This is a genomic window from Mycobacterium sp. NGS45, assembly GCF_059812645.1.
This window is the reverse complement of record NZ_JCALDB010000024.1, coordinates 15058-42052: the sequence shown is the minus strand read 5'-3', so window position 1 is coordinate 42052 and position 26995 is coordinate 15058. Positions and strand designations below refer to the sequence as shown.

The following is a 26995-nucleotide window of genomic DNA, read 5'->3' as shown; positions in this document are numbered from 1 at the left end:
TTCAGGGGATACCGCCGTCGGCGCGCAGGATCGAGCCGGTGGTGTAACTGGACGCATCCGACATCAAGAACAGTGCGGCGCCGACGATCTCGTCCGGGTTACCGGCGCGCTGCAACGCGAAGTGGCCGAACGGATTGGCGTCGCCGAAGTCCCAGGCCTTGGAGATGTCGGTGAGGAACGGCCCGGGCATCAAGGTGTTGACCCGCACGGTGGGGCCGAACGCATGCGCCAAACCCTCGGTCATCGCGTTCAGCCCGGCCTTGGACGCCGCGTACGGGATGAACGTCGGGTGCGGGCGCAGCGAGCCGTGGGTGCTGACGTTGATGATCACCCCACCGCCGGCGGCGGCCATCCGTTCACCGGCCAGCGCCGAAAGCCGAAACGGCCCTTTGAGATTGAGGCTGACCACGGCGTCGAACATCTTCTCGGTGACGTCGGTCTGCTTCTCGTAGACCGGCGACATGCCGGCGTTGTTCACCAGCACGTCGAGCTTGCCGAACCGTTCGTAGACCGCGTCGACCAAACCGTCGAGTTCGCCCCAGTGGCCCACGTGCACCTGGTATGGCAGTGCGGTGCGGCCGGTTTCGGCTTCGATCTCGGCCGCGGTGGTCTGGCAGTTGTCCAGCTTGCGGCTGGCGATGACGACGTCGGCGCCGCAGCGGGCGGCCGCGAACGCCATCTGGCGGCCCAAACCCCGGCTGCCGCCGGTGATCAACACCACCCGGTCGGTCAGGTCGAACAGTGTTTGCAGCTGGGTCATGTCAGGCTCCCTTGCCGGCGGCCAATTCGGCGGCGGCGGTCATCAACTGCAGCACCATCGGGCCCATCGCCGCGGCCACCCGCGGATCGACCTTGCTGTTGGGTGCCAGCGAGGCCGCGTAGGTCTTCTCCAGCATGATGCCCAGCTTCCAGTTGGCCAGCACCAGGTAGTAGTGGATGTTGGCGGTCGAGCGACCGCTGACTTCCTGGTAGTGCGAAAGCAATTCGCTGCGCTTGGGCATACCCGTCATGTCCAGGTAGAAGCCCTCACTCTGGGGTTCCTCGCCGTCGTAGCCGAGCAGCGCCCAGCCCAGGTCCAACAGTGGATCACCGATGGTCGTCATCTCCCAGTCCACGATGGCGGCCAGCCGGGCCGGGCCGCCGTGCGCGAACATCACGTTGGCGAACTGGTAGTCGCCGTGCATGATGCCCGGCGTGTAATCGTCGGGCCGGTTGCGGGTCAGCCAGTCGGCGGCGGTGTCCAGGCCGGGCAGGTCGCGGACCTGATAGTCGGACAGGAAGCTCAACCATCGGTCCACCTGACGCTCGTGGAAGCCGTCCGGCCGGCCGAAGCCTTCCAGCCCCTGCGCGCGCCAGTCGACGCGGCCCAGTTTGGCCGCGCCTTCGACGAGTTGGAAGGCCAGCCCGCGGCGGGCAGCGAGGTCGGTGTCGAACGGGGCCTGCCACGCACCGCCGTTGCCGTCCATCGGGCTCCAGCCGTCGATCTCGGCCATCACGTAGAACGGTTTGCCCAAGACGTCGCCGGTGTCGTCGGCGGCGATCAACTCGGCGTGCGGCACGTCGGTGCCCTTCAGGGCGCGCACCAAGGTGATCTCCCGGCGTAACCCGGCCAACCGGGCGTCGTCGGCGCGCGGCCCCGGCATGCGCAGCACCATGGCGTGCCCGTCGCGCCGAAGCCGGATCAAGGTGTTCTGCGACCCGCCGGCCAGCAACTCCGGCTCGGGTATCGCCCCGGTGCCGGGAGCGTCCTGTTCATCGAGCCATGCGCCCAGGGCGGCAGTGTCCAGCATCGTGGCAACGGATGGTTTCGTCATTGGAACCCTTCGATCTCTGTTCGGAGACTAGCATTCTCCAAACGGGAACCCAAGAGTTCCAGCGGATTCGTCGATCGGCGCCCAAAACCGCCCGGACGGGCCGGCCGAACATCGCAGGGGGAGTCGTCGCCAGCAAACTCTCCGATGCTCAAGAGAATGAGTTCTTGCTCTACAAGAATGACGTTCTCGCAGGCGGTAGGCCATGTACCAGCGAATTCGTGCGATCCGACACTGTTGCGGCAGCACACAAACTGATAACGTCATTACCCATGAGTGAGCATGCCGCTCGCGCAACAGCCCGCAGCCTGGCCCGGGGGCGCACTCGCTCGATCCGGTCAACCTTGCCCACGCCGCAGCCCCGCGGAGCAAGCTGACAGCACCGGCCGACACGGAAGGTCCACGATGTCCATTCAGTCCACAGCAGCCACCCTCTACCCGCCGGAAGGTTTCGGTGCGCCCAAGAACCGCCGCGGCCACGCCGCGGGCAACCTGGGTCTGCCGGTCGGCACCGAGATCTTCTCGGCCGACAACCACATCTCGGTGGCCGACGACATCTTCTACGACCGCTTCCCCGAGGAACTCAAGGGCGCGGCGCCGCGGATCTGGTACGAGGACGGCGCCTACATGGTCGGCATGAAGGGCAAGGCCTGGACCGGCGGCGACTTCGGCCGAGTGCTGATGCAGTACGACGACCTGGCCGGCGCGGCCTCCAACAACATCGAGGCGCGTATCCGCGAGCTCAAAGAGGACGGCATCGACAAGGAGCTGGCCTTCCCCAACGCGGTGCTGGCGCTGTTCCATTACCCGGACAAGTCGTTGCGCGAGCGGGTGTTCCGGATCTACAACGAGCACATCGCCGAGCTGCAGGAGCAGTCCAACGGCCGCTTCTACGGTGTCGGCCTGATCAACTGGTGGGATCCCAAGGGCACCCGCAGCACGCTCGAAGAGCTGAAGTCGTTGGGGCTGCGGACCTTTCTGTTGCCGCTGAACCCGGGCAAGGACGACGACGGCAACATCTACGACTACGGCAGCACCGACATGGACGCGGTGTGGGATGAGATCGAGGCCTCGGGCATCCCGGTCAGCCACCACATCGGTGAGACCCCGCCCAAGACGCCGTGTCAGCACAACAGCGTCGTGGTGGGCATGATGGTCAACGTGGACTCGTTCCGCGAACAGTTCGCCAAGTACGTGTTCTCCGGAATCCTGGACCGGCACCCGGCGCTGAGGATCGGTTGGTTCGAGGGTGGAATCGCGTGGGTGCCAACCGCATTGCAGGATGCCGAACACATGCTGGCCTCCTACCGGCACATGTTCAACCACGAGCTGAACCACGACGTGCGGCACTACTGGGACCAGCACATGAGCGCGTCGTTCATGGTCGACCCGTTGGGGCTGGAACTGATCGACAAGATCGGCATCGACAACGTGATGTGGTCCAGCGACTACCCGCACAACGAGAGCACGTTCGGGTACTCGGAGAAGTCCCTGGCCACCGTGGTCGAGGCGGTCGGCCCCGAGGCCGCTGTCAAGGTGGTGTCCGGCAACGTGCAGAAGTTCCTGGGCTTGCAATGACGGCGGGAACAGCGGCAGCGCAGCCGGCTGTGACCACCCTGACCCAGACCGGTCTGAGCTGGCTGGATCTGCCGGACGAACCCGATTTCGGCCGGATGCGCCGGCAGGTGAGCCGACGGCTGCGGGATGCGATGGCCGAACAGGGCATCGACGCGCTGGTGCTGCTCGGCAACGGCAACGTGGTCTATGCCACCGGAGCCAGCTGGCCGCTGCTGGACGCCGGGCTGTCCCACGTCGAGCGCCCGGTTGCGGTGGTGCTCGCCGACGACGAGTACCCGCACCTGTTCTCGCCGGCGCGCGAGGGTGCGCCGCTGGAACCGCAACTTCCCGATGACCATCTGCACCCTGCGGTGTTCCTCGAATTCGACGAGGGGGTCCAGTATTTCGCCGATGTGCTGGGGAAGCTGCTACCGGCCGGCGCCCGCTGCGCGGTCGACGAACTGACCGGCGCCATGCGCCGTGCCGGCACGCGGCTGTTCCGCACCCCGCCGGTGGACGCCGCACCGGTGGTCGGCGCGGCCAAACTGGTCAAGACCCCGGACCAGATCGCCGCGGTGCGACGGGCCTGCCGGATCACCGAGGAAGCCATGGTGGACGTGCAGCAGGCGCTGGCGCCCGGCGTGCGCCAGATCGATCTGTCGACCCAATTCCTGCGCCGCGCATTCGAACTCGGCGCAACCGCGAGCATGCTGGAGGCGATCTGGCAGGTGATGCCGACCGCCAAGGCCGACGGCGCCTGGACCACGCACGGCGATCTGGCGCTGCCCCTGCTGTCCACCGAACGCGAACTGCAGGCCGGCGATGTGCTCTGGACCGACGTCTCGATCACCTACCACGGTTACTGCTCGGACTTCGGTCGCACCTGGGTGGTGGGCCGGGAGCCCACCGAGCGGCAGCACGCGCAGTTCCACCGCTGGCGGGACATCTTGTCCGCGGTGCTCGCGGTCACCAAAGCCGGAGCCACCAGCGGTGATCTCACCCGTGCGGGGATCGCCGCGGCCGGCGGTGTCAAGCCATGGCTGCCGCACTTCTACATCGGGCACGGTATCGGCTCCAACGCCGCCGAAATGCCGATGCTCGGAACCGATCTCGGCCAGCAGTTCGACGACGACTTCGTGTTCCCGGCCGGCATGCTGCTGGTCCTCGAACCGGTGGTGTGGGAGGACGGCACCGGCGGATACCGCAGCGAGGAGATCGTGGTGGTCACCGAGGATGGCTGGATGCCGCTGACCGACTACCCGTACGACCCCTACCGGTGAGGACACCGTCGGTGCATACCAAAGAGGCCGTGAGCCGCCCGTGACCATCCAAACCCCCAATATCGATGCCAACTCCGATGTCGCGCCCGATCCCGCCGAACTGCGTCAGGGTCGTCGCGAGCGGGCGCTGGCCCAGATGGCCGCCCACGATCTGGACCTGCTGGTGTTGGGTCGGCAAGCCAACGTCCGGTACGTTTCCGGCGCGCCGCAATTGTGGGTGGCCGGCACCCGGCCGTTCGGTCCGATCTGCAGCCTGGTCCGGGAGACCGGCGCCATCCACCTGAACAGCACCTGGGACGAGGGCATCCCCGGTGAGATCCCGCGGGAGCACCTGTACGGATTGTGCTGGAACCCGATGACCCTGATCGGTGTGCTGCAGGGAATCGCAGGTGCTCAGAGTTTCCAGCGGGTCGGAACCGACGCTCTGACACCGACATTCGCAAAGCTGCTACCGATGGCGTTCCCGGCCGCCGAACTCGTGGACGCCGAGCCGGCGATGCGGGCCGCACGCCGGATCAAGACCCCCGCCGAGATCGAGGCGCTGCGCACCGCGTTGCGGCTGGCCGAGCGCGGCATGGCTGCCGCGGTGGCCGCGCTGGCCCCCGGCGTCACCGAACGCACGCTGGCCGGGGTGTTGATGGAATCCGAAGCCGCCGGCGGCATCAGCACACCGGCCACCCAGGATTGCGCCTGGATCACCGGCAGGGACGTCGCGTTCACGCGCGCCGGTGGTGATGGCCGACTGCGCGACGGCGATCTGGTGGCGGTGTCGGCCGGGGTGCTCGCCGGCGGCTACCTGGCCGAGGTGGCCCGCACCTGGCCGGTCGGCGAACTCGCCGACCGGGGCCCGATACGTGATCTGTACGCGCGCCGGGATGCGTTGTGGCAGCGGCTCATCGAGGCGTGTCGACCGGGGCGTCCGGTCAGCGCTCTTTTGGACGCTTACGCCCAGTCCGGTGAACCGGTTCCGCCGACGCCGGTGGCGCACGGGCTGGGGCTCGGTTTCGACCCACCGGTGGTCACGCCGCAGTTGCCGGTCACCAACGAAGCCGAACTGCTCGAACCGGGTATGGTGCTGGCGGTCACCGCACAGGTTTGGCAGCACGGCGTGGGTTCAGTGTTCACCCGCGATGCCGTATTGATCAACGATGAGGGCGCCGAAGTGCTCTCCGACGCTCCGGATTGGACGGATCTATGACACAAACGCCCCAGCGTCCCACCCCCGAGGAGATCATCCGTTACGAGAAGGATCCCAGGACCAAGATCGCGACCATCACCTTCGATCGGCCTGAGTTCCTCAACGCTCCGACGTCGATGGCCCGGCTGCGCTACGCCGATGTGCTGCGCGCCGCCAACGCCGACAACGACGTCAAAGTGGTGATCATCCGCGGCGTCGGCGACAACCTGGGCAGCGGTGCCGATCTGCCGGAATTCATGGAGGGCAACGACAATCCGGCCGTCCGGTTGGCCGAACTGCGGCTCGAAGATGACGGTGTCGGCGAGGTGACCTACCCACCCAAGGGGACGTTCCGTAACGGCGCCACCATCTCGGCGTGGTACGCCAACTCGCAAGCCGGCAACCGTGCCCTGCAGGACTTCAAGAAGATCTCCATCGTCGAGGCCAAGGGCTACTGCTACGGCTGGCACTTCTATCAGTGCGCCGACGCCGATCTGGTGATCTCCAGCGACGACGCACTGTTCGGGCACCCGTCGTTCCGGTATCACGGTTGGGGCCCACGGATGTGGACGTGGGTGCAGATGATGGGGTTGCGCAAGTTCCAGGAGATGGTGTTCACCGGCCGGCCGTTCACGGCCGCCGAGATGTATGACTGCAACTTCTTGAACAAGGTGGTCTCGCGGGATCAGTTGGAGGACGAGGTCGCCAAGTACGCGTTGGCGTGTGCGCGGAACCGACCGGTGGACACCGTGTTCCAGCAGAAGATGTTCTTCGAGATCTTCAAGCAGCAGCAGGGCGAATACATGGGCAGCCTGCTGAGCGCGTTCTTCGAGTCGATGGGCAACGGCGTGGCCAACGACAGCGACGCCGACCTGGACATGTTCGAGTCGATCGATTCCGGACTGTCGGCCGCGGTCAACGACAACGACAGCAAGTTCCCGCCGGAATTCCGGCTGTCCAAGAAGAACCGCGCCAAGACGGACTGATCTTGCGGTTTCGCCGAGAAAGCGGATGAGGTATGACAGCACCACTCGAGGGCGTGACCGTCGTCGATCTATCCAGCGGCATCGCCGGCGGATACTGCACCAAGCTGCTGGCCGACGCCGGCGCACAGGTGGTCAAAGTCGAGTCCGGGCAAGGCGATGCCCTGCGGTCCTGGTCGGCCTCGGCGGCTTGGTCGGGCCGTGAGCTGGACCCACAGACCGACGGGGCGTTGTTCGGGTTCCTGGCCGGCGGCAAGCACAGTGTGCTCGCCGACCCGGAGTCTGCCGACGACGGGGAACTGGTCGAACGATTGTTGGCCGACGCCGACATCGTGATCTGGTCGGTCGGCTCGGCGATCGCCGGGCGCGCTGAGCTCAAACCACAGCGGATCCACGAGCGGCATCCGCACCTGGTCGTCACCACCATCACGCCGTTCGGACTGGACGGGCCGTGGAGTGGCCGGGCGGCCACCGAGTTCACCCTGCAGGCGTGGTCCGGTGGTGCCCTCGGCATCGGCCGCGGTGAGCAGGGCCGAGCCCCGGCGCACGTCGGCGGGCAGGTCGGGGACTGGTTGGCCGGAGCGTACGGCGCCGCACTGACCTTGGCGTCTCGCGCCGCTGCCCTGACCAACGGGTACGGCGAACTGGTCGACCTGTCGATGCTGGAAGCACAGATCCTCGGGATGACGTATTACCCGGTGACCTACTTCGAAATGTTGGGCCGGCCCTGGCGTACCGAGCGGCGGCCCACCGTGCCGGGTGTGGCCGAGGCCGCCGACGGGCTGGTGGCGCTGGGCTGCGGTACCGCCCAGCAGTGGTTCGATCTGTGCGCCATGTCGGGTCATCAGGAGTGGATCGACGAGGAGTCCACGCTGTCGATCACCGAACAGGCCAACATCCACGCCGAGGAGCTGTTCGAGTGGGTGCGCGGCGAAAAGGTGGACGACATCCGGGATTTGGCGTCGGCGTTCCGGATTCCCAACTCGCCGGTCGGCAACGGCGCCAACGTCACGACCTTTGACCACTTCGTGGAACGCGGTGCGTTCGTCACCAATCCGCGCGACGGGTTCACCCAGCCCGGGCATCCTTACCGGCTGACCGGGACGACGCTGCGGGAGCCGGCGCCCGCACCGCGGCTCGGTGAGCACACCGCGCAGTACCGCGACGTCGAGCCCCGGCAGCGCAGCGTCGCGCCGTCCAGCAATGAGCCGCGGTTGCCGTTCGAGGGCTTGCGGGTCCTGGACATGACGACGTTCTGGGCCGGCCCGTCGTGCACGCAGATCCTGGGCATGCTCGGCGCCGAGTTGATCCACCTGGAATCCACGCCGCGACCCGACGGCACCCGGCTGATCGCCGGCATCCCGGTCACCGAAGACCAGTGGTGGGAACGCTCGCCGATCTTCTCCGGTCTGAACACCAACAAGCTCGGGTTGACGCTGGACTTCCAGACCGATCGGGGCCGAGAGTTGTTGCGGCAGTTGATCCCAACCTGCGACGTGATCGTGGAGAACTTCACCCCCCGGGTGATCGACCAGCTCGGCCTGGACTACGACACCGTGCGCAGTCTGCGCGAAGACATCATCATGGTGCGGATGCCCGGCTTCGGCTTGGACGGCCCGTGGCGGGACAACCCGGCGTTTGCCTACATCATCGAGGACGCCGCCGGATTGAGCTGGCTGACCGGCTATCCCGACCGCACCCCGTACGAGCCCTACTCGCTAGGCGATCCCAACGCCGGCATCCACGCCCTGATCGCGTTGCAGCTCGCGCTCGAGCAGCGCCGCCGCACCGGTCGCGGTGCCCTGGTCGAGGCCGCGATGATCGACGCGGCGCTCAACGTGGCCGCCGAGCAGGTGATCGAGTACACCGCCTACGGAGAGCTGCTGCAGCGCAACGGCAACCGCGGTCCGGCGGCCTGCCCGCAGAACCTGTATCAGAGCTCCGGTGTCGACGAGTTCGATCGCGACGACAACTGGGTGGCCATCGCGATCGCCACCGACGCGCAGTGGGAAGCCCTGCGCACGGCGCTGGGCAGCCCGGATTGGGCGATGGATCCCGAGCTGGAGACCGTCGCCGGCCGCCGGGCCCGCCAGGACGAGTTGGATGAACAGCTGGCCGCCTGGTGCCGATCGCGCAGCGGCACGGAGATCGTCGAAACCCTGTGGCCCGCCGGTGTTCCGGTGGCCAAAGTGATGCAACCGCACCGACAGACCGAGCTGGACCAGCTGGCCGCCCGCGGGTTCTTCGAAGACGTCAGCCATCCGGTCAACGCCAGCACACCACATAGCACGCTGCCGGCGCGCACCACCCACGGCCCGCGCCGGTTCCACCGCCGCCCGGCCCCGCTGCTCGGCGAACACAACGCGTTGATCCTGCGCAGCCTCGGTCTCGACGACGCCGAGATCGCGGCGCTGGAGGCCGACGGCGTGATCGGCACCGCGCCGGCCATGGGCGGGCGAAAAGCGGCCAAGTAATCTCCGGCAGCCCGGCGGGGGCGTCAAGGTTGGGATCGAAAATGCTTGTGCACCATTGGTATTCGGTTCTACAGCAAGACAGCCGGTCTGGTGGAACCGTGTTATCGTGAGTTCGAGTGATCGCCGGAAGGGGAGAAACGTGACCGCTGAGGAAATCGTGCGCGCCGAGATCGCCGCCTGGGGCCGCAACGACGTCGACGAGGTGATGAGTCACTTCGCCGACGACGCGACCTTCGACATCGGTCCGTCGTATCCGAGCCTGCAGGGGCGCGAGGCGATCCGGAAGATCATGCAGGCGTTCTTCAGTGGCGGCCAGTGTGTCGACCTCGAGATTCGGCACCTGGCGGTCGACGGCAACGTGGTCTTGATGGAACGCTTCGATCACTGGATCGTCGACGGCAAGCAGAAGAGCTGGCCGGTGATGGGCTCCTACCAGGTCGACGACGGCAAGATCACGGCCTGGCGCGAGTACTTCTTCCCGCCGACGGATTCCTGAGGGAGCCTTCCTCGTCGCTCTTCCGTCTACTTCCCGCTCTACCGGCCTGCAGAGCGGCTGGTAGCCGGAAGAGCGAAAATGGGCGGATCACCCGCCCTGCCTGAGCGGCGCGAGCGCTAATGCTGCCAGCCGGCCGCCGCTTGCTCGTCGAAGGTGGCGTCGATCCGGTCGAAGCGACGTCGGATCGATCGGCGTGCTGCTTCGTGCGGCAGCACGTAGAGCCGGTTCGCGAGCACGGCTTCGGCGGTCAAGCGCGCCACCTCGGTGACATCTAGGACGTCGTCCCCGGCGATCAGCGCATCGGGCACGTCCTGTCCGCGGGCCCGCGCCGAGGTGGAAAACAGGTTGGTGCCCACCATCATCGGACACAGCACCGATACGCCCAGGCCGGCGTCTTTGACCTCGCGTGCCAACGTTTCGGCCAGGCCGACCACCCCGTACTTGGCCACGCAGTAGGCGCCCAGGCCGATATTGGGGACCAGCCCCGCGAACGACGCGGTGAACAACAGATGCCCGCCCTCACCCTGTTCGAGCATCCGCGGCAAGAACGCTTCCACGCCGTGGATCGGCCCCCACAGGTCGACGTCGAGGACGAAGTGCCAGTCCTGGTGCGTCATCGCCGCAACCGGCCCTTCGATCGCCACGCCGGCGTTGTTGAACAGCACGTGCACCGACCCGAGCAGCCGAAAGGCCTCGTCGGCCAACCGCTGCACCTGCTCGATGTCGCTGACGTCGCACGCGATGCCGAACACCTGGTGGCCGTCGGCGACCATGCCGGCGACGGCGTGATCCAGGGCGTCGGGGTCGCGGTCGGCCAGTACGATCCGGGCGCCGCGGTCGGCAAATTCACGGGCAGTCGCCAGTCCGATGCCGCTGGCGCCGCCGGTGATCACCGCGGCGCGTCCGGTGAAGGTGTCCATCGCATCGACTCTAGGAGGTTCGGCGCCTCGCTCCCTGCTCTTCCGTCTACTTCCCGCTTTACCGGCCTGCAGAGCGGCTGGTAACTAGAAGAGCGAAAAGGAGTCGTCAGCCGGCCTGCCAGAGCAACAGCACGTTGGTCAGCATCCGCAGCCGGGACCGGGCCGCCTCGTGTTCGGCGATCCGCGGGTCCCTGTGGTCGCCGACCTCGGCGAGTTCGGGCACCACCGCTTGCAGATAGCGCGGGGTGTCCAAGAGCCAGGCCACCCCCATCGCCAACGCGTAATCGCGGAGTTGACGGCGCAGCAGGTCGACGTCGAGCCCGAACCCGCTGGCGGCGGCGAACCGCTCGGCGAACCCGGCCAGCAATTCGTCCAGGCGCTGCCAGATCTCGGTTTCGGCGGCGCAGAGCGCACCCCACAGCGGCATCGCCAGGTTCATCTCGCTGACGCAGCCCCAGTCCAGCAGCCCGGCCTGCAAAGTGCCGTCGGGCCCGCGGAAGAACCAGGCATTGTCGACGTTGGCGTTCCAATGGCACAGCGCCACATGTGAAGTCGTCGCCTGCAGTTCGGCGTGCACCCCGTCGTAGCCGGCCGCGATACCCGCGATCTCCTCAGCCATCCGGGCGGCGAACGCCGGCGAGCGCACCACCTCGGGCAGCAGCCCCGGGTATCCGGCCGCGAACTCGGCGTATCGCGCGACCTGCCGGGCCAGTTGCTCCTCGCTGCGCACGACCCGCTGGCCGACGTTGACCAGATCCGGGTGGTAGCCGAATTCGGTACTGAACTCGGGAGCCAACCGGCCGCCACGGTGCGCGCCCGCCAGCGCGGCCAGCTCAGTCAGCAGCGCCTCGTAGTGCTCGTAGGGTTGCGGCATCAGGTAGTCGAGCGCTTTGTCGTAGTGCGGCTCCACCCCGGCACTACCGAAGTCGATCCGCTCGGTGATCAACACACCGGTGCCGGATTCGCGGTGGTAGTCGGCGAACACAGACACCGGCACCCGGACCGGAAAATCCGAGCCACGGCTCAGCACCGCGAACCGCACCTCGCGGTCCATCTGGGTGCGGCCGGCGTCGCGGGCTTCGTCATCGAAATCCCGGGAGAACTTCACGAACAGCTCGGTGGGCGGCCCGGATTCGGCGTACTGCACGTCGAGCAGTGCCTTGCGTCCGGTGCTGCCGCCGGCACATTCCACCAGCCGGGTCACCGCGACCACCCGACCGTCCACGCCCAGCACGCCGAAAGCGCGCAACGCCGCGGTCAGGAACTCGGCGCCGCCGTCGCGCAGCGCGGCCAGGTCGGCCGGTATCGGCAAGCCGAACTGGTCGCCGATCACCCAGCGGTCTGCGGTCATGACGTCCCTCCTCGGCGCCACTCTGCATTCAGATGCACTGCGCGCGGCCCGCGGTGCGATGGTGGTTGGGCTGACCCGGAAACGCGTCCGTCTGGTCGACCCAAACCCACTGCCGCTCAACCATTTCCGTCCCGCTTATTAAATTGTATAAGCGGGACGGAAACGGTTGAGCGGGACCGACTGGACACCCGGAAACGGCTGAGCGGGAGCGGCCGGACACCCGGAAACGGCTGAGCGGGAGCGACCAGACATCGGGCCGGGATGCTGACCGCATCCCGGCCCGAAATGTTTGTGCGTCCTACTTCAGGCAGCTGCCCGCATCCACCGGCAGCGTCACGCCGGTGACGTAGCGGGCCTCGTCGGAGGCGAAGAACAGCACCGCGTTGCTGATGTCGACGGCCTCGACCCACGGGATGGGCAGGGTGTGGAACATCTGGCAGATCGGCGCCATGTCGTCCTTGCCCGGGTTCTCCAGGTCGGGCCGGAACATGCGGAAGGTGCCTTCGTTGTGCAGCATCGGGGTCGCGACGTGCGTCGGGTGCACGGTGTTGACCCGGATCATGTGCTGGCCCAACTCGACGGCGAAGGTGCGCATCAGGCCGACCACGCCGTGCTTGGCCGCGATGTAGTTGCCGCAGTGCGGGTAGGCCTTCAGGCCGCCCACCGAGCTGGTCAGCACGATCGAGCCGCCGTTGCCGGCCGCAATCATGTGCGGCACCGCGGCCTTGACCGACTTCCACACACCGGACAGGTTGATGTCGATCATCTCGTCCCAGTCCAGCTGACTGGTCTCGTGCAGCACGTCGCCGCCGTTGCCGATACCGGCGTTGGCCACGATGATGTCCAACCGGCCGAGCTGTTCGACACCGCTGTCGACGGCGGCCTTGACCGCGTCGAAGTCACGCACATCGACCTCGGCGGTCACCACTCGACGGCCGAGATTCTTGACCAGGCTTGCGGTTTCGGCCAAGTCCTCCGGCGTCGACGCCGGGATCGCGGTCTCGGTGCCGGGGCGGATCGGCCCACAGATGTCGACCGCGATGATGTCGGCGCCCTCTTCGGCCAACCGCACCGCGTGGCTGCGGCCCTGTCCGCGGGCCGCGCCGGTGACGAATGCGACCTTGCCTTCTACACGTCCTGCCATGATGTTTCGTCCTTCGCTGGGGAGTGGGGGAACTTGATTGTGCTAATCGATGTTTCGGATTCAGCCGATGATGGTCGGCATGGCCGCCCAACCGCGCACCGCCGCGGTCTCCGAGGGTTTGGCGTTGTCCCAGTCCACTTCCCATTCCGGGAAGCGCTTGAGGATCTCTTCCAACGCGATCCGGCCCTCGAGCCGGGCCAGCGCGTTGCCCATGCAGAAATGGGTGCCGGCGCCGAACGTCATGTGCGAGCGCTGTTCGCGGTGGATGTCGAAGACGTCACCGTCGGGCGGGAAGCGGCGGTGGTCGCGGTTGGCCGCACCGACCAGCATCAGCATCGCCGACCCCTCCGGCACGGTCTGGCCGTAGTACTCGACGTCGCGGGTGACATAGCGGGCGATCTGCAGGGCCGGCGGCTCCCAGCGCAGGATCTCCTCGATGGCCGCGGGGATCAGCGCCGGGTTCTCCACCAGCTGGCGACGCTGATCGGGATAGTCGGCCAAAGTCTTGCCGGCCCAGCCGATCAGCCGGGTGGTGGTTTCCGAACCCGCGGTGGCGATCACGGTCAGGTACAGCAGCAGTTCGTCGCGTTCCAGCTTGCGTACCGTGCCGGTCTCGTCCTCGAACTCGACGGTGAGCAGGTCGGTCATGATGTCGTCGGAGGGGTGTTCCATCCGCCAGTCCAGGAACTCGGCGAACACCTCGCCGGTGGCCAGCGCGTCGACCGTGGTGCCCTGCAGGGTTTCTTCGCCGTGGTCGGTGATGGCGCGTTGCCGGTCCTCGGGAATGCCCAGCAGCATGCCGATCACCCGCATCGGCATCTGCTCGCCGAGGTCTTGCACGAAGTCGAACCGGTCGGTGCCGACGATCGGGTCCAGGCAGCGCGCGGTGAACTCGCGGATCTGCGGTTCCAGGGCGAGCACCTTGCGCGGGGTGAACATCCGGGACAGCAGATTGCGGTGGATGTTGTGGATCGGCGGGTCTTCGAAGATCAAGGTGCCGGGCGGCATTTCCATGCCGGACTTGATCAGCTCGAGCAGTGCGCCGCGGCCGGAGATGAACGTCTCGTGGTCGATCACCGCCTTGTTGACGTCGTCGAAGCGGCTCAGCGCGTAGAAGTCGTGCTGCTCGTTGTAGTACAGCGGCGCCTCTTCACGCAGTCGGGCGAACACCGCGTACGGGTTCATGTTCAGCTCGACGCTGTACGGGTCGTAGTACAGGTCAGCCGCATCGGCCGAAGCGGGGGGAGTGGTCGATGTGGTCATGCCTCAGCGCTCCACGGGCGCAGTCAGCGGGGTGAACTTGATGTTGATCTCGGTCAACCCGCGCAGGATGAAGGTCGGCTCGTAGTTGAACACGCGCGCACCCTCGGGGCCGTGCTTGTCCTCGTCGAGACGCAGATCGCCCATCCGGTCCAGGAACCGTTCGATCGACACCCGGCCCTCCACGCGGGCCAGCGGGCCGCCCGGGCAGGAGTGTGCGCCGCGGCTGAACGCGAGGTGTTCGCGCACGTTGTGCCGATCGATGTCGAACTCGTGCGGATCGTCGAAGCGCCGCGGATCGCGGTTGATCGCACCCGGGTTGATCATCAAGATGGTGCCGGCCGGGATCTGGACGCCGGACAACTCGGTGTCCTTCTTGGCCAGTCGGAAGGCCGATTTCACCGGGCTTTCCATCCGCAGCATCTCTTCGACGAAGTTCGGGATGCGGGTGCGGTCGTTGCGCAGCCGCTCGAAGACGTCGGGCCGCTCGCACAGCACCCGCATGGACGCCGACAGGAGCTTGGTGGTGGTCTCCTGACCGGCGGCGAACAGGAACGTCGCGCTCTTGACCACGTCGATGATCTCGGGGGTGTCACCTTCCGGGTACACCGCGGTGGCCAGACCGGTCAGGATGTCGTCGCGCGGATTGGCGCGGCGGTCCTCCAGGTAGGCGCAGAACTTGTCCTCCAGCCACTGCAGCGGGTTGTGCTCCAGCGTCTCGCCCTCCAGGCTGCCCACGGTGTTACCCGGCCGCGGGGCCAGCATCTGCCGGAAGTCGTCGAGGTCCTCCTCGGGTACCCCGAGCAGGTCGCAGATCACCAGCATCGAGAACGGCTTGGCGTAGCCCTCCAGGAACTCGCAGCTCACCGTGCCGGTCTGGGAGCCGATGATCTCGTCGAGCTGCTCATCGGCGAGCCGCCACATGAACTCCTCGTTCTCCTTGAGCCGCTTGGGCGTCAGGAGCCGGTTCAGCAGCGAGCGGGCCCGGGAGTGCTGCGGCGGGTCCATGGTGACCATGTGGTCGCTCATCGGCAGTTCGGCGCGGTGCGCCTCGATCTGCTCGGAGATGTCGCTGCCCTCCGGGGTGAACGGCAGCGGCGGGAACGGCCCGCCGACGGCGATACAGGACGAGAACAGGTCGGCGTCCTTGTACACCACCGATGCTTCCTCGTGGCCGGTGACGGCGTACACGCCGTAGTTGTTCGTCTTCAGCACCGGACACTGCGACCGTAGATGGTCGAAGTACGGGTACGGGTCCGGAACCAGGGACTGGTCCGTGAAGAAGTCGATCGAGTCGTAATCAGAACTGGCTTCGGGCAAGGCGAGTCTCCTGAAAGGGCTGACAGGTGCTGAGCACTTGCTTAGCATGTGAGCTACAGCACGGTCAAGGTTGTTGGGTGCGCCGTACCATTGCGGCCAACGAGCGCCCACCACGACACCCAGTGAGTTCGGAGGACAATGGCCCGGTCAGCCGCCATGACGGCCACCTCGTCGCGTCGTTTGGGCGCACCCGACGCCAAGAATCGGACGGTGTTGCTCGACGCCGCCGAGGCGCTGCTGTGCGAGGAGGGCTATGCCGCGGTGACCTCGCGCCGGGTCGCCGACAAGGCCGGACTCAAGCCGCAGTTGGTGCATTACTACTTCCGGACCATGGACGATCTGTTCCTCGAGATGTTCCAGCGGCGCGCCGAGCAGCTCCGGGAACTGCACCAGCGCGCGCTGGCCTCGCCGCAGCCGCTGTGGGCGCTGTGGGATCTCAACACCGACCCGGCCGGCACCGCGATGACCATGGAGTTCATCGCCCTGGCCAACCACCGCAAGGCGCTGCGCGCCGAGATCGCGCGGTACGCCGAGACGTTTCGGCACGAGCAGATCCAAACCTTCACCGCCGCGATGGCCCGCTACGACGTGCCGTTCGAGGAGTTCAGCCCGACGGTGCTGATGGTGCTGATGACCGGCGCCACCCAGGTGCTGGTGCAAGAGCAGTTGCTCGGCGCCACCGTCGGCCACCGGGAGACGCTGGAATTCGCCAACCGCTGGCTGACCTACCTGGAGGGTGAGTGTCGACTCGACCCGGACTGGCGGCGGCTCCCGCTGGAAGACGCCGACGCTTAGCGGCCCTTCGACAGCACCTTGTCGGCGGCCGCCCAGTGCTCGTCGGCCACCCACAGCCGGGCGAACGCCGAGATGGCCTCCTCGGGTTCGACGCCGCCCATCACGGTCTTGATGCTGCCGGATGCGCTGTTGGCCAGCGACCCGGCGACCGCGCGCCAACCGGCGTCGAACGACGCACGCGGGAGCACCTGATCGACGAGTCCGAGCCGCTGCGCCTCGGCGGCCTCCAGGATCTGCCCGCTGCCGGCCAGCAGCAGCGCCCGACCCCGGCCGACCAGCGCGGCCAACCGCTCGGCCCCACCCCAGGCCGGCATGATCGCCAGCGACACCTGATTGAACCCGATCCGGATGTCGTCGGCCGCGATCCGGATGTCGGCGGCCACCGCCACCTCCGCGCCGCCGCCCAGGGCATGACCGTTCAGGGCCGCGACCACCGGCCCGGGAAAGGCCGCGATCCGGTCGCACACGCCGCGCATCCGCCGGGCCATCGCCGCGGCCTCGGGTTCGGTGCGCAGCTTGGCCAGTTCCTTCAGGTCGCCGCCGGACACGAAGGCCCGGTCGCCACCTCCGGTGATGGCCAGGGCAAACGCGCCGGCAGCGCGGTCGAGGGCGTCGTCGAGCTGGTCCATGGTCTCGGGCGCAATCGCGTTCCGGGCTTGCGGCCGGTTGATCGTGATGATCGCCAGCCCGTCTTCCAGCTCCAGCTCGACCATTACAGCGTTCTCCCAACGTGGTATTGGCATTCTCCAAAACGGAGAATATCATCGGAGTACCGCCCCTGCCCGGCTGCGGCGCCCCGCGCCGGGCGGACGGATTCTGTCGCCGTGATTGCCTTTCGGGGTGGTGTGAGAATATGATTCTCAGGATCTGGAAAGGAGAATTCCATGGGGCAACTGTCGCATAAGGTCGACATTCCGTTTCCGCTGTTCGATGCGGACAACCACCTCTACGAGCCACCAGAGGCGATGACCAAGTACCTCCCCAAGGAGTACAAGGACGTCGTCCAGTACGTCGAGGTCAATGGGCGTACCAAGATTGCGATCAAAGGTCAGATCAGCAACTACATCCCGAACCCCACCTTCTCGCATGTCGCGAAGCCGGGCGCTTGGGAGGAGTACTTCAAGTTCGGTAACCCGGACGGCAAGAGCAAGCGCGAACTGTTCGGCGAGCCGATGAGGTCCATCCCGGCCTTCTTCGAGCCGGAACCGCGGCTGAAGCTGATGGACGAACTCGGCGTCGACCGCTCGCTGATGTTCCCGACGCTGGCCAGCCTGATCGAGGAGCGGCTGCGCGACGATCCGGTCGCGATCCACGTCATCATCCACTCGCTGAACCAGTGGCTCGACGAGGTGTGGGGCTTCAACTACCAGAACCGCATCTTCACCACCCCGGTGATCACGCTGCCGATCGTCGAGAAGGCCATCGAGGAGCTGGAGTGGGCGGTCAAGCGTGGCGCCCGCGCGATCCTGATCCGTCCGGCTCCGGTGCCGGGCTTCCGCGGTCCGCGTTCGTTCGCGCTGCCCGAGTTCGACCCGTTCTGGGAGCGCTGCGTGCACCACGACGTGTTCATCGGCATGCACTCGTCCGACAGCGGTTACTCGCGCTACACCTCGGAGTGGGACGGCGTGGCGCAGGAGATGCTGCCGTTCCAGACCAACGCGATGAACATCCTCAACGAATGGCGGCCGATTCAGGACGCGGTGGCCTCCTGGGTGATCCACGGTGCGCTGTTCCGGCACCCGAAGCTCAAGGTGGGCATCGTCGAGGCCGGCTCCAAGTGGATGTTCCCGCTGCTGGACTCGATGGCCGAGGTGTACAAGAAGGCCCCCGAGTCCTTCCCGGGCAACCCGATCGAGGAAATCAAGAACCGGATCTACGTCAGCCCGTTCTACGAAGAGGGCATCGATGACCTGATCAACCTGATCGGCGTCGACCAGGTGCTGTACGGCTCCGACTGGCCGCACCCGGAGGGCCTGGCCGAGCCGACGCACTACGTCACCGCGCTCGAGCACCTCTCGCTCGAGGATCAGGCCAAGATCATGGGTGGCAACCTCGGTCGTCTCGTCACGACGTAAGAGGAGCCGGAACAATCCAACAGTGGCAGACCATCCCCGAGATGGTCCTGAGCGCAGCGGACCGGTTCGGCGACTCCGAAGCCGTCGTCGACGGTCCGCTGCGACTGTCCTTCACCGAGCTCGGCGAACGCATCCGGAAAGCTTCCGGCGCGTTCGCCGAGTTCGGCATCGACAAGGGTGAGCGGGTGGCGCTGTGGGCGCCGAACTCGGCCGAGTGGATCATCGCGGCGTTCGGCATCATGGCCGCCGGCGGTGTGCTGGTGCCGGTCAACACCCGGTTCAAGCCCGACGAAGCCGCCGACGTGGTGGCCCGCAGCGGCGCGAAGCTGTTGCTCACCCAGACTGGCTTCCTGGGCCAGGATTTCGACCTCACCGACGTCGGCCTGAACGTGCCCACCGTCGACCTGCGCTCGGACTTCCTGAGCAGCGGGACGCCGTTCACGCGCGACGTCGCCGGCGACGACGTCTCCGACGTCATCTTCACCTCGGGCACCACCGGCCGGCCCAAGGGCGCGATGATGAACCACCGCCAGACGCTGCGCGCCTACGACGAATGGGCGACGCTGGCCGATCTGCGCCGCGGCGATCGCTACCTGATGATCAACCCCTACTTCCACACCTTCGGGCTCAAGGCCGGGCTGGTGGCGTCGTTCCTGCGCGGGGCCACCATGCTGCCGGTCGCGGTGTTCGACGTCGACGCGGTGGTGGATCTCATTGAGCGCGAACGCATCACGATGCTGCCCGGGCCGCCCACGCTCTATCACTCGCTGCTGGCGGTCACCGACCGCAGCCGGCTGGCGACCTTGCGTGCCGCAGTCACCGGGGCCGCCGACATCCCGGTGGAGCTGGTGCGCCGGATCCGCGAGGAACTACCGTTTAAGACCTTGATGACCGGTTACGGGCTGACCGAGGCCGGCAACGTCACACTGTCCCGACCGGGCGACAGCGCCGAGGACGTGGCGACCACCGCAGGGTTGCCATGCGCCGACGTCGAGGTGCGGTTGGCCGACGACGGCGAGGTGCTGGTGCGTGGCTACAACGTCATGCAGGGCTACCTGGACGACCCGGTCGCGACCGCGGAAGCGCTGGACCCCGACGGTTGGTTGCACACCGGCGACCTGGGCGAATTCACCGACTCGGGGCGGCTGAAGATCGTGGGCCGCAAGAAGGACATGTTCATCGTCGGCGGGTTCAACGCCTACCCGGCCGAGATCGAGGGCTTCCTGATGGAGCATCCCGCGGTGGCCCAAGCCGCCGTCATCGGTGTCGACGACGAGCGGATGGGCCAGGTCGGCAAGGCGTTCGTGGTGCTGCGCGAAGGCCTCGGCGGCACCCTGGCGGCCGAGGAATTGCTGGCCTGGAGCAAAGAACGCATGGCCGGCTACAAAGTCCCCCGGTATGTTGAGTTCCTCGCTGAACTGCCGTTGAACGCTACCGGCAAGGTGATGAAGGAGAAGCTGCGGTGAACTTGTCCGACGTGTATCGCCACTCCTTGGTGATCGCGTCGGACTACCGCATCCCGGACCCCAGCCGGGTGGCCCCGCTGTTGCAGAAGCGCACGGCGGAGCTGGCCGAGATGGGCGCTCACCATGTGCTGGTGTATCGCTCGATCCGGGACCGCAACCGGGTGCTGGTGATGATCGGCGTGCGCAGCCGCGAACCCGTCGTCGACCTGATGCGCTCGCAGGTGTTCTTCGAATGGTTCGACGCGGCCGGGGTGGAGGACATCCCCGCGGTGTTCGCCGGCGAGATCATCGAACGGTTCGACTTCACCGATCCCCGGCATCCGCCCGCGGCCCCCGGGGTGATGATCTCGGCGATCGCGTCGATGGCCGACGTGAACTGGCTCGGTGACCAAATCCGTTCGGCGGCAGAGCGATTCACTGCGGCCGGGGTGCGCAAGGTGTGGGCCTTCCGGGCCTTCGACGACTCGCACGAGGTGATGATCCTGCAGGAACTCGAAGACGAGACCAGCGCCCGGCGCTGGATCAAGCAGGGGGATGAGGCCGCCGACTGGATGGCGCACACCGGCGTCGGGGTCTATCCCACGTTGTTCCTGGGCGAGTTCGTCGACTTGATCCGGGTCGACGACGTGGACTGATCGGCATGTATGTCTGTCTGTGCCACGGCGTGACGAACACCACCGTCGCGCAGGTGGTCAACGACGGCGCCACCACCACCAATCAGGTCGCCGCGATCTGCCTGGCCGGCGGGGACTGCGGTCGCTGCCGGCGCAGCATCCGCGCCATCATCGACGCCGAATGCGGTGCGTGCCAGGGTCAGTCGGGGGAGTGCGGCCCGCCCCTAGGGCAGCGGAACCCCGACGATTAGCGCAGATAACCGTCGGCCACCGTCAGCGCATCGTCGAGGATGCGCAGACCTTCGGCTGCCTCGGCGCGGCTGACATTGCACGGCGGCACGGCGTGGATCCGGTTGTAGTTGGCGAACGGCAGCAACCCACCTTCGCGGCAGGCGGCCAGGACCGCGGCCATCGCCGGACTCGATCCGCCGTAGGGCGCCAATGGTTCCCGGGTGCTGCGGTTGGCCACCAACTCGATCGCCCAGAACACCCCGAGTCCGCGCACCTCACCGACCGCCGGATGCCGGCGCGCCAGCTCGCGCAGTCCGGGCCCCAGCACCTCTTCGCCGATCCGCGCGGCGTTACCCACCATGTCCTCGTCGGTCATCGCGTTCAAGGTGGCGACCGCGGCCGCGCAGGCCAGCGGATGCCCGGAATAGGTCAGCCCGCCCGGGTAGGGCATGTCGGCGAAGGTGGCCGCGATCTCGTCGTTGATCGCCACCCCGCCCAGCGGCACGTAGCCCGAGTTGACGCCCTTGGCGAAGGTCAGCAAGTCCGGTACCACGTCGAAATGGTCGATGGCGAACCACTTTCCGGTGCGACCGAACCCCGCCATCACCTCGTCGGCGATGAACACGATCCCGTACCGGTCACAAATCTCGCGCACCCCGGCCAGATACCCGGGCGGCGGCACCATGATCCCGGCGGTGCCCGGCACCGATTCCAGGATGATCGCCGCGAACGACAACGGGTTCTCCATCTGGATCAGCCGGTCGAGGTATTCCAGCGCGCGTTCGCACTCCTGCTCCTCGGTCTCGGCGTGAAACGACGAGCGATACAGGAACGGACCGTTGAAGTGCACCACACCGCTGTTGCCGTAATCGCTGGGCCAGCGCCGGGCATCGCCGGTCAGGTTGACCGCGGTGTCGGTGCCGCCGTGGTAGGAGCGGTAGCGCGCGAGCACCTTGTAGCGGCCGGTGTGCACCCGCGCCATCCGGACCGCGTGTTCGACGGCGTCGGCGCCGGCGTTGGTGAAGAACACCCGGTTCAGGTCCCCGGGCGTGCGTTCGGCCACCAACCGAGCGGCCTCCGAGCGGGCGGCGTTGACGTGCGCGGGTGCCACCGTGCACAACTTGGCGGCCTGCTCGGCGATCGCGGCGGTGACCTTCGGGTGCTGGTGACCGATGTTGGTGTTGACCATCTGGCTGGAGAAGTCCAGCAGCCGGTTGCCGTCGCCGTCCCACACGTAGGAACCCTTGGCGGCCAGCACGGTCATCGGGTTGCGGTGGGCCTGGGCCGACCACGAATGGAAGACATGCTCGAGGTCGAGTTCGCGCGCGCGCCGCCCCTCGGCGATCGCTTCCTCGACCGATTGACCGCTGGGAAGCATCTGACGAGACGTCTGGGTCATGGTCATCTCTTTCGGTTGGACCGGACGCGGGCACTGCCAGCGATTGTGGTCTATCGGCGTAGCTCCGGGCGGACATCGCTGTCATCTGCTGAGATAGCCATGTGAGCAAATCCCGAGCCGACGTCGCCACCGGCGACGGAGATGACCTGGTCAACTTGCCGGAGCCGACGACCGAGCCAGGGCCGCCGGCCGTCACGGCGCGCGGCATCACGATGCGCGGACCCTGGGGGCCGGTGTACGGCCCGGTGGATCTGGAGATCACCGCCGGGGGCGTGACGGTGCTGGTCTGTCCGGCCGGGTCCGGACGCACCGCGCTGCTGATGACGCTGGCCGGCCGGATGGCGCCGATCGGCGGTGAGCTGACCGTGTTCGGCCGGCGGCGCGCCCGCGACATCTTCGCCCACGCTGCGCTGGCCGGCATCGACGAGCTGGATTCGGTGTCGGAGTCGGTCACCGTGCGCGACGCCATCACCGAACAACTGCGCTGGGACGCCTCCTGGTACCGGTTGGTCGGGCGCGCGGACCAAGCCGATCTGGCCGCGCTGTGCGGGCCGGTGTTCGGCGAGCTGCCGCTGCCGCCGCTGGGCGAGTACGTCGAGGAACTCACTGAGCTGGATCGGTTGCTGCTGCGCATCGCGCTGGCCAATACCCGGCGGCCCGAGCTGCTGGTGGTGGGCAACCTGGACTACGTCACCAGCGACGTCAACCGGGAACTGCTGCTGGAGCGGCTGATCGATCTGGGCCGCAACCAGACCGTGGTCACTGCCACCGTCAACGGCGTGCACAATCCGGGGGTGCGCGCCCAACTCGAGGTGGCCAACACTGCTCGCGCCGATGTGGCGCTGGCCAGAGAGGATAGGTGAGTCGGCGTGCTGGCCGGGATGTCGTTGGGTACCGATCTCAAACGTTATTCGCGCGGCACGCTGCCGCGGATCGCGCTGGTCACCGTGATCCTGCTGCCGCTGCTGTACGGCGCGATGTACCTGTGGGCGTTCTGGAACCCGTTCGGCGAGGTGAACAAGGTGCCGGTGGCACTGGTCAACGTCGACCGCGGAGCCGTGGTCGACGGCAAACCGGTACGTGCCGGCGACGAGGTCGCCAAGGCGTTGCTGGACTCCGGGCAGCTGGACCTGCACGAGATGTCGGCTCAGGAAGCGGCCGACGGTGTTTCGAGCGGCAAGTACTACTTCTCGGTGACGTTGCCGGAGGACTTCAGCGCCAAGGTGGCCTCGCCGTCCGGCGGTGATCCGGAACCGGCGCAGTTGCGATTCACCATGAACGGCGCCAACAACTACCTGGCCACGATCATCGGTCAGAATGCGGCCCGCGAGGTGATCAGTCAGGTCAACGCCAAGGTCGGGGCGCAGACCGTGGGCACGGTGCTGACCGGGTTGACCGACGCCGGTGCGGGTTTGGTGCAGGCCGCCGACGGCGCGAGCCGGCTCTCGGATGGGCTGGACCAGGCCAACGACGGCGCCCAACGACTGTCGGACGGCGCCAACCAGTTGGCTGCCGGTCTGGTGACGGCCCGGGACGGTTCAGCCCGCCTGGCCGCCGGCACTCAGCAGTTGGCCACCAAGGTGGACCAGGCCATCGATCCGGTGATCGACGTGCTCGACCGGGTCGGGCCGCTGGAGCTGGACCCGGAGATTGTCGGCCGTGCTGCAGCGCGGCTCAGCGGCGCGGTGCGTTCCACCACCGAACGGATCGCGGCGCTCAACGTCAACACCGAGCAGGCCGCGGCTGTGCTCGATCAGGCCGTTGCGTTCTTGACCAACAACCCTGATCCGGCCGTGCGGGACGTCGGCGTGGCGCTGTCCGGTGCGCGAGAGCTGTTGGGAGCACAGGGGATCGACCCGACCACCGATGCCGGGCTGATGAAACTGCGCGACAGCGCAGCCTCGCTGGAACACGAACTCGGCGACCCGGACAGCAAGTTGCGGACATTTCTGAGCCGGGCACTCGACGGCGGGTTGCGCGCCGACGTGGTGGCCTTGCGGGACGGCGTCGACGAATTGAACGCCGGAGCCCAGGCGCTCTCGGCGGGTCTGGTCCGGCTCGGTGACGGCGGGGCCGAATTGGCGCGCGGGGCACAGCAGTTGGCGGCCGGCACCCCGCAGCTGGCGGCCGGTGGCGACGAACTGGCGAGCAAGCTGCGGGAGGGTTCGGCACAGGTGCCGTCCTGGACCCCGCAGCAGCGCACCGAGATGGCCGACACGCTGGCCGAACCCGTCGAACTCGACATGGTCTACCACAACGAGGTGCCCACCTTCGGTACCGGTTTCGCACCGTTCTTCCTGCCGCTGGCATTGTTCATCGGGACCCTGATCATCTGGATGCTGTTGACGCCGTTGCAGTCTCGCGCCGTGGTCAACGGGCTGGGTGCGCTGCGGGTGGTGCTCGCGTCGTACTGGCCGGGCCTGCTGATCGTGGTGTGCCAGGTGGTGGTGATGTACGCCGTGGTGCACTTCGGGGTGGGCTTGAACGCCAAGTACCCGTTGGCCACCGTGGCCTTCCTGATCCTGGTGGCGGGCGCGTTCCTGGCCTTGATCCAGGCCTTCAACGCGGTCTTCGGGGTGGCCGTCGGGCGGGTGGTGACGTTGGCCTTCCTGATGTTCCAACTGGTGTCCGCGGGCGGGATCTATCCGGTGGAGACCACCGCGAAACCGTTCCAGGTGATCCACCCGTTCGACCCGATGACCTATGCGGTCAACGGGTTGCGACAGCTCACGGTCGGCGGTATCGACTCGCGGCTGTGGGTGGCCATCGCGGTGCTGTCCGGCGTGCTGGTGGTGTCGCTGCTGGCCAGTTCCTGGGCGGCCCGGCGCAACCGGCAATACACCATGGAACGGCTCTACCCGCCGATCGAGGTCTGACCTCGCCCGGAAGCATTCACCTAGAACTGAGGTAGGTGTCCACCCGCACAACTGCTACCTGGGTTCTATGTCAACGCCGCGCTAGCGCGGGTTTTGTTTGTCGTCGAAGAACTCCAACATGTAGGCGCTCTCGGCGATGTCGCCGATGGTGCGGCGGGCCTTGCGTCGGGTGATCAGGATCGCGACGGCCGTGACCGCCCAGATCACGTACTGCACGGCCCAGGCGTACCGGAACGACTCGAACGAATAGCCGCCGGCGGCCGCGATGATCAAACCCATCGACTGCATGACCAGCAGCGAGGCCAGGAAGCCGCCCATGTTGACGATCCCGGTCGCGGTCCCCAGCGTGCTACTCGGATTGAACGTGCGGGCGAAGTCGAACCCCACCATCGAGCCCGGGCCGCCGACCGAGATCACCACGATCAGGACCACCAGCAGCCACAGGGGAGCCGGGCCGGGCAGCGCCAGCACCACCGTCCAGATCAACGCGTTGCTGACGATGATGCCGAGCACCACCCGGGACCGACGGTGCGGGTTGCGGCCGGTGAAGATGCCGATCACGACGCCGGAGCCGATCGCCGCGGCCACCGACACGGTCAACAGCACGCCGGCCGCGCTGCGCGACAAGCCTTGGGCTTCGGTCAGGTACGGCACACCCCACATCAACGCGAACACCGTCACCGAGAACTGGGTGCCCATGTGGGTGAAGAACCCGAGCCGGGTGCCGGGCCGCAGCCAGGTGGTCTTCAGATGCGACCAGGTTTCGGCCAGCCCCTCGGAGCGCACCGGGTCGGCCTTGCCGTGCGGGGTGTCCTGCACCAGCAGCGCGGCCAGCACCATCGCGCCGAGCCCGAACCCGGCGACGGTCAGGTAGGCGGTGCTCCAGCCGGCACCGCCGAGCAGCGCGACGAACGGGACCGCGGAGAGCACCTGACCGAGTTGCCCGCAGATACCGGTGAGCTGGTTGACCAGGGGCACCTGTGCGGGCGTGAACCAGTGCGGTACCAGGCGCAGCACCGAGATGAAGGTGAACGCGTCGCCCAGGCCCAGCACCGCGCGGGCGCCGATCGCGGCCGGTAGCGATTCGCTGAACGCCAACGTCAGCTGCCCGGCGGCCATCAGGGTGCCGCCGGCGATGATCATCAGCCGCGACCCGAAGCGGTCCAGCAGCAGACCGGCCGGGATCTGCGCGCCGGCGTAGACGATGACCTGCAACACCACGAAGGTGCTCAGCACACCGGGGCCGGCGCCGAAGCGGTCGGCGGCGTCGAGCGCCGATACGCCGAGTGTGGTCCGGTCCATCACGGCCACGACGTAGGCCAGCAGACCGATCGACCAGACGATCCAGGGCCGCACGTTCGATCGCCTTCCGTCCATGTCCCCGCCGCCACGATCATGCCAGGACCGACCGGCCGACCCGTTGCGCAGGCGCGTCTTTTCCGCTCTGCGGATCGGCCGCCGGTGGGCAACGGATGCTGGGTTCAGCTGTGTTCTCACGCCCGGCGCGGGAAGCAGAACCAGTCAAACGTTACTGATCGGTAAGATTTGCCAGCAAACTTTTTTCGCGCCGTCTCGGGCTGTGCGCGGATTCTCGCGACCGAGCAATTGCTTGGTCGGATGCCGGCGGTCGGCCCGCGCTGCTGGAAATTCTCAGATAACGATTCGATAACAATCATGCCGTGAACAGCACACTTGTAGCTACTCAACCGTAACCACCCGCATGCAGGACGTTTGTCCGCCTACTCGATGAGCGGTTTCAGGTGCGG

The 26995-nt window shown here is 67.1% G+C and carries 23 protein-coding genes; 13 read left to right on the top strand and 10 right to left on the bottom strand.

From position 1 onward, the window contains the following. Window position 1: 1 nt before the first annotated feature. Entirely contained in the window at window positions 2–760 is a 759-nt protein-coding gene (locus AC5Y3P_RS19175) for an SDR family NAD(P)-dependent oxidoreductase (protein ID WP_500047515.1), read from the bottom strand. A gap of 1 nt (window position 761) precedes the next feature. Continuing rightward, a complete protein-coding gene (locus AC5Y3P_RS19170; RefSeq protein WP_500047514.1) occupies window positions 762–1814 on the bottom strand; it encodes a phosphotransferase family protein in 1053 nt (350 codons plus the stop codon). Window positions 1815–2216: 402 nt separating this feature from the next. Here AC5Y3P_RS19170 and AC5Y3P_RS19165 point away from each other — a divergent pair, with 402 nt between their 5' ends. The 6 genes from AC5Y3P_RS19165 (at window position 2217) to AC5Y3P_RS19140 (ending at window position 9778) form a co-directional block, all read left to right on the top strand. Then, window positions 2217–3389: an amidohydrolase family protein gene (locus AC5Y3P_RS19165; RefSeq protein ID WP_500047513.1), complete on the top strand. Its 1173-nt coding sequence runs from the start codon at window positions 2217–2219 to the stop codon at window positions 3387–3389. Between the two features lie 95 nt (window positions 3390–3484). Continuing rightward, the gene (locus AC5Y3P_RS19160) at window positions 3485–4648 is read left to right on the top strand and encodes a M24 family metallopeptidase (RefSeq protein WP_500047553.1); all 1164 of its coding nucleotides are present in this window, start codon (window positions 3485–3487) and stop codon (window positions 4646–4648) included. A gap of 40 nt (window positions 4649–4688) precedes the next feature. Beyond that, window positions 4689–5846, top strand: a complete 1158-nt coding sequence (locus AC5Y3P_RS19155; RefSeq protein WP_500047512.1) for a M24 family metallopeptidase — start codon at window positions 4689–4691, stop codon at window positions 5844–5846. Next, the gene (locus tag AC5Y3P_RS19150) at window positions 5843–6811 is read left to right on the top strand and encodes an enoyl-CoA hydratase/isomerase family protein (RefSeq protein ID WP_500047511.1); all 969 of its coding nucleotides are present in this window, start codon (window positions 5843–5845) and stop codon (window positions 6809–6811) included. The genes AC5Y3P_RS19155 and AC5Y3P_RS19150 overlap by 4 nt, the downstream gene beginning before the upstream one ends. A gap of 32 nt (window positions 6812–6843) precedes the next feature. Further along, window positions 6844–9282 (top strand): CaiB/BaiF CoA transferase family protein, encoded by a 2439-nt coding sequence (locus tag AC5Y3P_RS19145; RefSeq protein ID WP_500047510.1) that lies wholly within the window; start codon window positions 6844–6846, stop codon window positions 9280–9282. Window positions 9283–9421: 139 nt separating this feature from the next. Continuing rightward, window positions 9422–9778, top strand: coding sequence for a limonene-1,2-epoxide hydrolase family protein (locus tag AC5Y3P_RS19140; RefSeq protein WP_500047509.1), 357 nt, complete (start codon window positions 9422–9424; stop codon window positions 9776–9778). Window positions 9779–9894: 116 nt separating this feature from the next. Here AC5Y3P_RS19140 and AC5Y3P_RS19135 read toward each other — a convergent pair whose 3' ends face one another. The 5 genes from AC5Y3P_RS19135 to AC5Y3P_RS19115 form a co-directional block, all read right to left on the bottom strand. Then, window positions 9895–10698 carry an SDR family NAD(P)-dependent oxidoreductase gene (locus AC5Y3P_RS19135; protein WP_500047508.1) on the bottom strand — a complete coding sequence of 268 codons (804 nt, stop codon included), beginning with the start codon at window positions 10696–10698 and terminating at the stop codon, window positions 9895–9897. Window positions 10699–10804: 106 nt separating this feature from the next. Continuing rightward, the gene (locus tag AC5Y3P_RS19130) at window positions 10805–12049 is read right to left on the bottom strand and encodes a hypothetical protein (RefSeq protein ID WP_500047507.1); all 1245 of its coding nucleotides are present in this window, start codon (window positions 12047–12049) and stop codon (window positions 10805–10807) included. A 298-nt stretch (window positions 12050–12347) separates the two neighbouring features. Further along, window positions 12348–13193 (bottom strand): mycofactocin-coupled SDR family oxidoreductase, encoded by an 846-nt coding sequence (locus AC5Y3P_RS19125; RefSeq protein WP_500047506.1) that lies wholly within the window; start codon window positions 13191–13193, stop codon window positions 12348–12350. 60 nt (window positions 13194–13253) lie between these two features. Beyond that, a complete protein-coding gene (locus AC5Y3P_RS19120; RefSeq protein ID WP_500047505.1) occupies window positions 13254–14456 on the bottom strand; it encodes a cytochrome P450 in 1203 nt (400 codons plus the stop codon). 3 nt (window positions 14457–14459) lie between these two features. Further along, window positions 14460–15773 carry a cytochrome P450 gene (locus AC5Y3P_RS19115; RefSeq protein ID WP_500047504.1) on the bottom strand — a complete coding sequence of 438 codons (1314 nt, stop codon included), beginning with the start codon at window positions 15771–15773 and terminating at the stop codon, window positions 14460–14462. Between the two features lie 138 nt (window positions 15774–15911). On the opposite strand from AC5Y3P_RS19115, the gene AC5Y3P_RS19110 reads away from it, so the two are divergent. Then, entirely contained in the window at window positions 15912–16568 is a 657-nt protein-coding gene (locus tag AC5Y3P_RS19110; RefSeq protein ID WP_500047503.1) for a TetR/AcrR family transcriptional regulator, read from the top strand. On the opposite strand, the gene AC5Y3P_RS19105 is transcribed toward AC5Y3P_RS19110, so the two are convergent. Further along, window positions 16565–17281 carry an enoyl-CoA hydratase/isomerase family protein gene (locus AC5Y3P_RS19105; RefSeq protein WP_500047502.1) on the bottom strand — a complete coding sequence of 239 codons (717 nt, stop codon included), beginning with the start codon at window positions 17279–17281 and terminating at the stop codon, window positions 16565–16567. The two genes, AC5Y3P_RS19110 and AC5Y3P_RS19105, sit on opposite strands and share 4 nt — an antisense overlap. Window positions 17282–17452: 171 nt before the next feature. On the opposite strand from AC5Y3P_RS19105, the gene AC5Y3P_RS19100 reads away from it, so the two are divergent. The 4 genes from AC5Y3P_RS19100 to AC5Y3P_RS19085 are packed head-to-tail and all read left to right on the top strand — an operon-like array spanning window position 17453 to window position 20974. Next, entirely contained in the window at window positions 17453–18643 is a 1191-nt protein-coding gene (locus AC5Y3P_RS19100; protein WP_500047501.1) for an amidohydrolase family protein, read from the top strand. Window positions 18644–18684: 41 nt separating this feature from the next. Then, a complete protein-coding gene (locus tag AC5Y3P_RS19095; protein WP_500047500.1) occupies window positions 18685–20109 on the top strand; it encodes a FadD3 family acyl-CoA ligase in 1425 nt (474 codons plus the stop codon). Next, window positions 20106–20744 carry a fatty-acid--CoA ligase gene (locus tag AC5Y3P_RS19090; protein ID WP_500047499.1) on the top strand — a complete coding sequence of 213 codons (639 nt, stop codon included), beginning with the start codon at window positions 20106–20108 and terminating at the stop codon, window positions 20742–20744. Before AC5Y3P_RS19095 ends, AC5Y3P_RS19090 begins: the two co-directional genes overlap by 4 nt. 5 nt (window positions 20745–20749) lie before the next feature. Continuing rightward, entirely contained in the window at window positions 20750–20974 is a 225-nt protein-coding gene (locus AC5Y3P_RS19085) for a (2Fe-2S)-binding protein (RefSeq protein WP_500047498.1), read from the top strand. On the opposite strand, the gene AC5Y3P_RS19080 is transcribed toward AC5Y3P_RS19085, so the two are convergent. Then, on the bottom strand, window positions 20971–22359 hold the full coding sequence (locus AC5Y3P_RS19080; RefSeq protein WP_500047497.1) for an aspartate aminotransferase family protein: 1389 nt from the start codon (window positions 22357–22359) through the stop codon (window positions 20971–20973). The two genes, AC5Y3P_RS19085 and AC5Y3P_RS19080, sit on opposite strands and share 4 nt — an antisense overlap. Window positions 22360–22565: 206 nt before the next feature. Between AC5Y3P_RS19080 and AC5Y3P_RS19075 the strand changes: the two genes are divergently transcribed. Next, entirely contained in the window at window positions 22566–23216 is a 651-nt protein-coding gene (locus AC5Y3P_RS19075) for an ATP-binding cassette domain-containing protein (protein WP_500047552.1), read from the top strand. A gap of 18 nt (window positions 23217–23234) precedes the next feature. After that, window positions 23235–25229: a YhgE/Pip family protein gene (locus AC5Y3P_RS19070; RefSeq protein WP_500047551.1), complete on the top strand. Its 1995-nt coding sequence runs from the start codon at window positions 23235–23237 to the stop codon at window positions 25227–25229. A gap of 81 nt (window positions 25230–25310) precedes the next feature. Here the strand turns inward: AC5Y3P_RS19070 and AC5Y3P_RS19065 are convergent, their stop codons facing one another. Further along, window positions 25311–26585 (bottom strand): MFS transporter, encoded by a 1275-nt coding sequence (locus tag AC5Y3P_RS19065; RefSeq protein WP_500047496.1) that lies wholly within the window; start codon window positions 26583–26585, stop codon window positions 25311–25313. Between the last annotated feature and the right edge of the window lie 410 nt (window positions 26586–26995).

Bases quoted from the DNA above. Each gene is read 5' to 3' on its own strand.
- AC5Y3P_RS19095 (WP_500047500.1), top strand. From the start codon at position 18,685: ATGGTCCTGAGCGCAGCGGACCGGTTCGGCGACTCCGAAGCCGTCGTC.
- AC5Y3P_RS19120 (WP_500047505.1), bottom strand. From the start codon at position 14,456: ATGACCACATCGACCACTCCCCCCGCTTCGGCCGATGCGGCTGACCTG.
- AC5Y3P_RS19175 (WP_500047515.1), bottom strand. From the start codon at position 760: ATGACCCAGCTGCAAACACTGTTCGACCTGACCGACCGGGTGGTGTTG.
- AC5Y3P_RS19075 (WP_500047552.1), top strand. From the start codon at position 22,566: ATGCGCGGACCCTGGGGGCCGGTGTACGGCCCGGTGGATCTGGAGATC.
- AC5Y3P_RS19105 (WP_500047502.1), bottom strand. From the start codon at position 17,281: ATGGTCGAGCTGGAGCTGGAAGACGGGCTGGCGATCATCACGATCAAC.
- AC5Y3P_RS19080 (WP_500047497.1), bottom strand. From the start codon at position 22,359: ATGACCATGACCCAGACGTCTCGTCAGATGCTTCCCAGCGGTCAATCG.
- AC5Y3P_RS19135 (WP_500047508.1), bottom strand. From the start codon at position 10,698: ATGGACACCTTCACCGGACGCGCCGCGGTGATCACCGGCGGCGCCAGC.
- AC5Y3P_RS19100 (WP_500047501.1), top strand. From the start codon at position 17,453: ATGGGGCAACTGTCGCATAAGGTCGACATTCCGTTTCCGCTGTTCGAT.
- AC5Y3P_RS19170 (WP_500047514.1), bottom strand. From the start codon at position 1,814: ATGACGAAACCATCCGTTGCCACGATGCTGGACACTGCCGCCCTGGGC.
- AC5Y3P_RS19085 (WP_500047498.1), top strand. From the start codon at position 20,750: ATGTATGTCTGTCTGTGCCACGGCGTGACGAACACCACCGTCGCGCAG.
- AC5Y3P_RS19145 (WP_500047510.1), top strand. From the start codon at position 6,844: ATGACAGCACCACTCGAGGGCGTGACCGTCGTCGATCTATCCAGCGGC.
- AC5Y3P_RS19150 (WP_500047511.1), top strand. From the start codon at position 5,843: ATGACACAAACGCCCCAGCGTCCCACCCCCGAGGAGATCATCCGTTAC.
- AC5Y3P_RS19125 (WP_500047506.1), bottom strand. From the start codon at position 13,193: ATGGCAGGACGTGTAGAAGGCAAGGTCGCATTCGTCACCGGCGCGGCC.
- AC5Y3P_RS19160 (WP_500047553.1), top strand. From the start codon at position 3,485: ATGCGCCGGCAGGTGAGCCGACGGCTGCGGGATGCGATGGCCGAACAG.
- AC5Y3P_RS19165 (WP_500047513.1), top strand. From the start codon at position 2,217: ATGTCCATTCAGTCCACAGCAGCCACCCTCTACCCGCCGGAAGGTTTC.
- AC5Y3P_RS19110 (WP_500047503.1), top strand. From the start codon at position 15,912: ATGGCCCGGTCAGCCGCCATGACGGCCACCTCGTCGCGTCGTTTGGGC.
- AC5Y3P_RS19130 (WP_500047507.1), bottom strand. From the start codon at position 12,049: ATGACCGCAGACCGCTGGGTGATCGGCGACCAGTTCGGCTTGCCGATA.
- AC5Y3P_RS19070 (WP_500047551.1), top strand. From the start codon at position 23,235: ATGTCGTTGGGTACCGATCTCAAACGTTATTCGCGCGGCACGCTGCCG.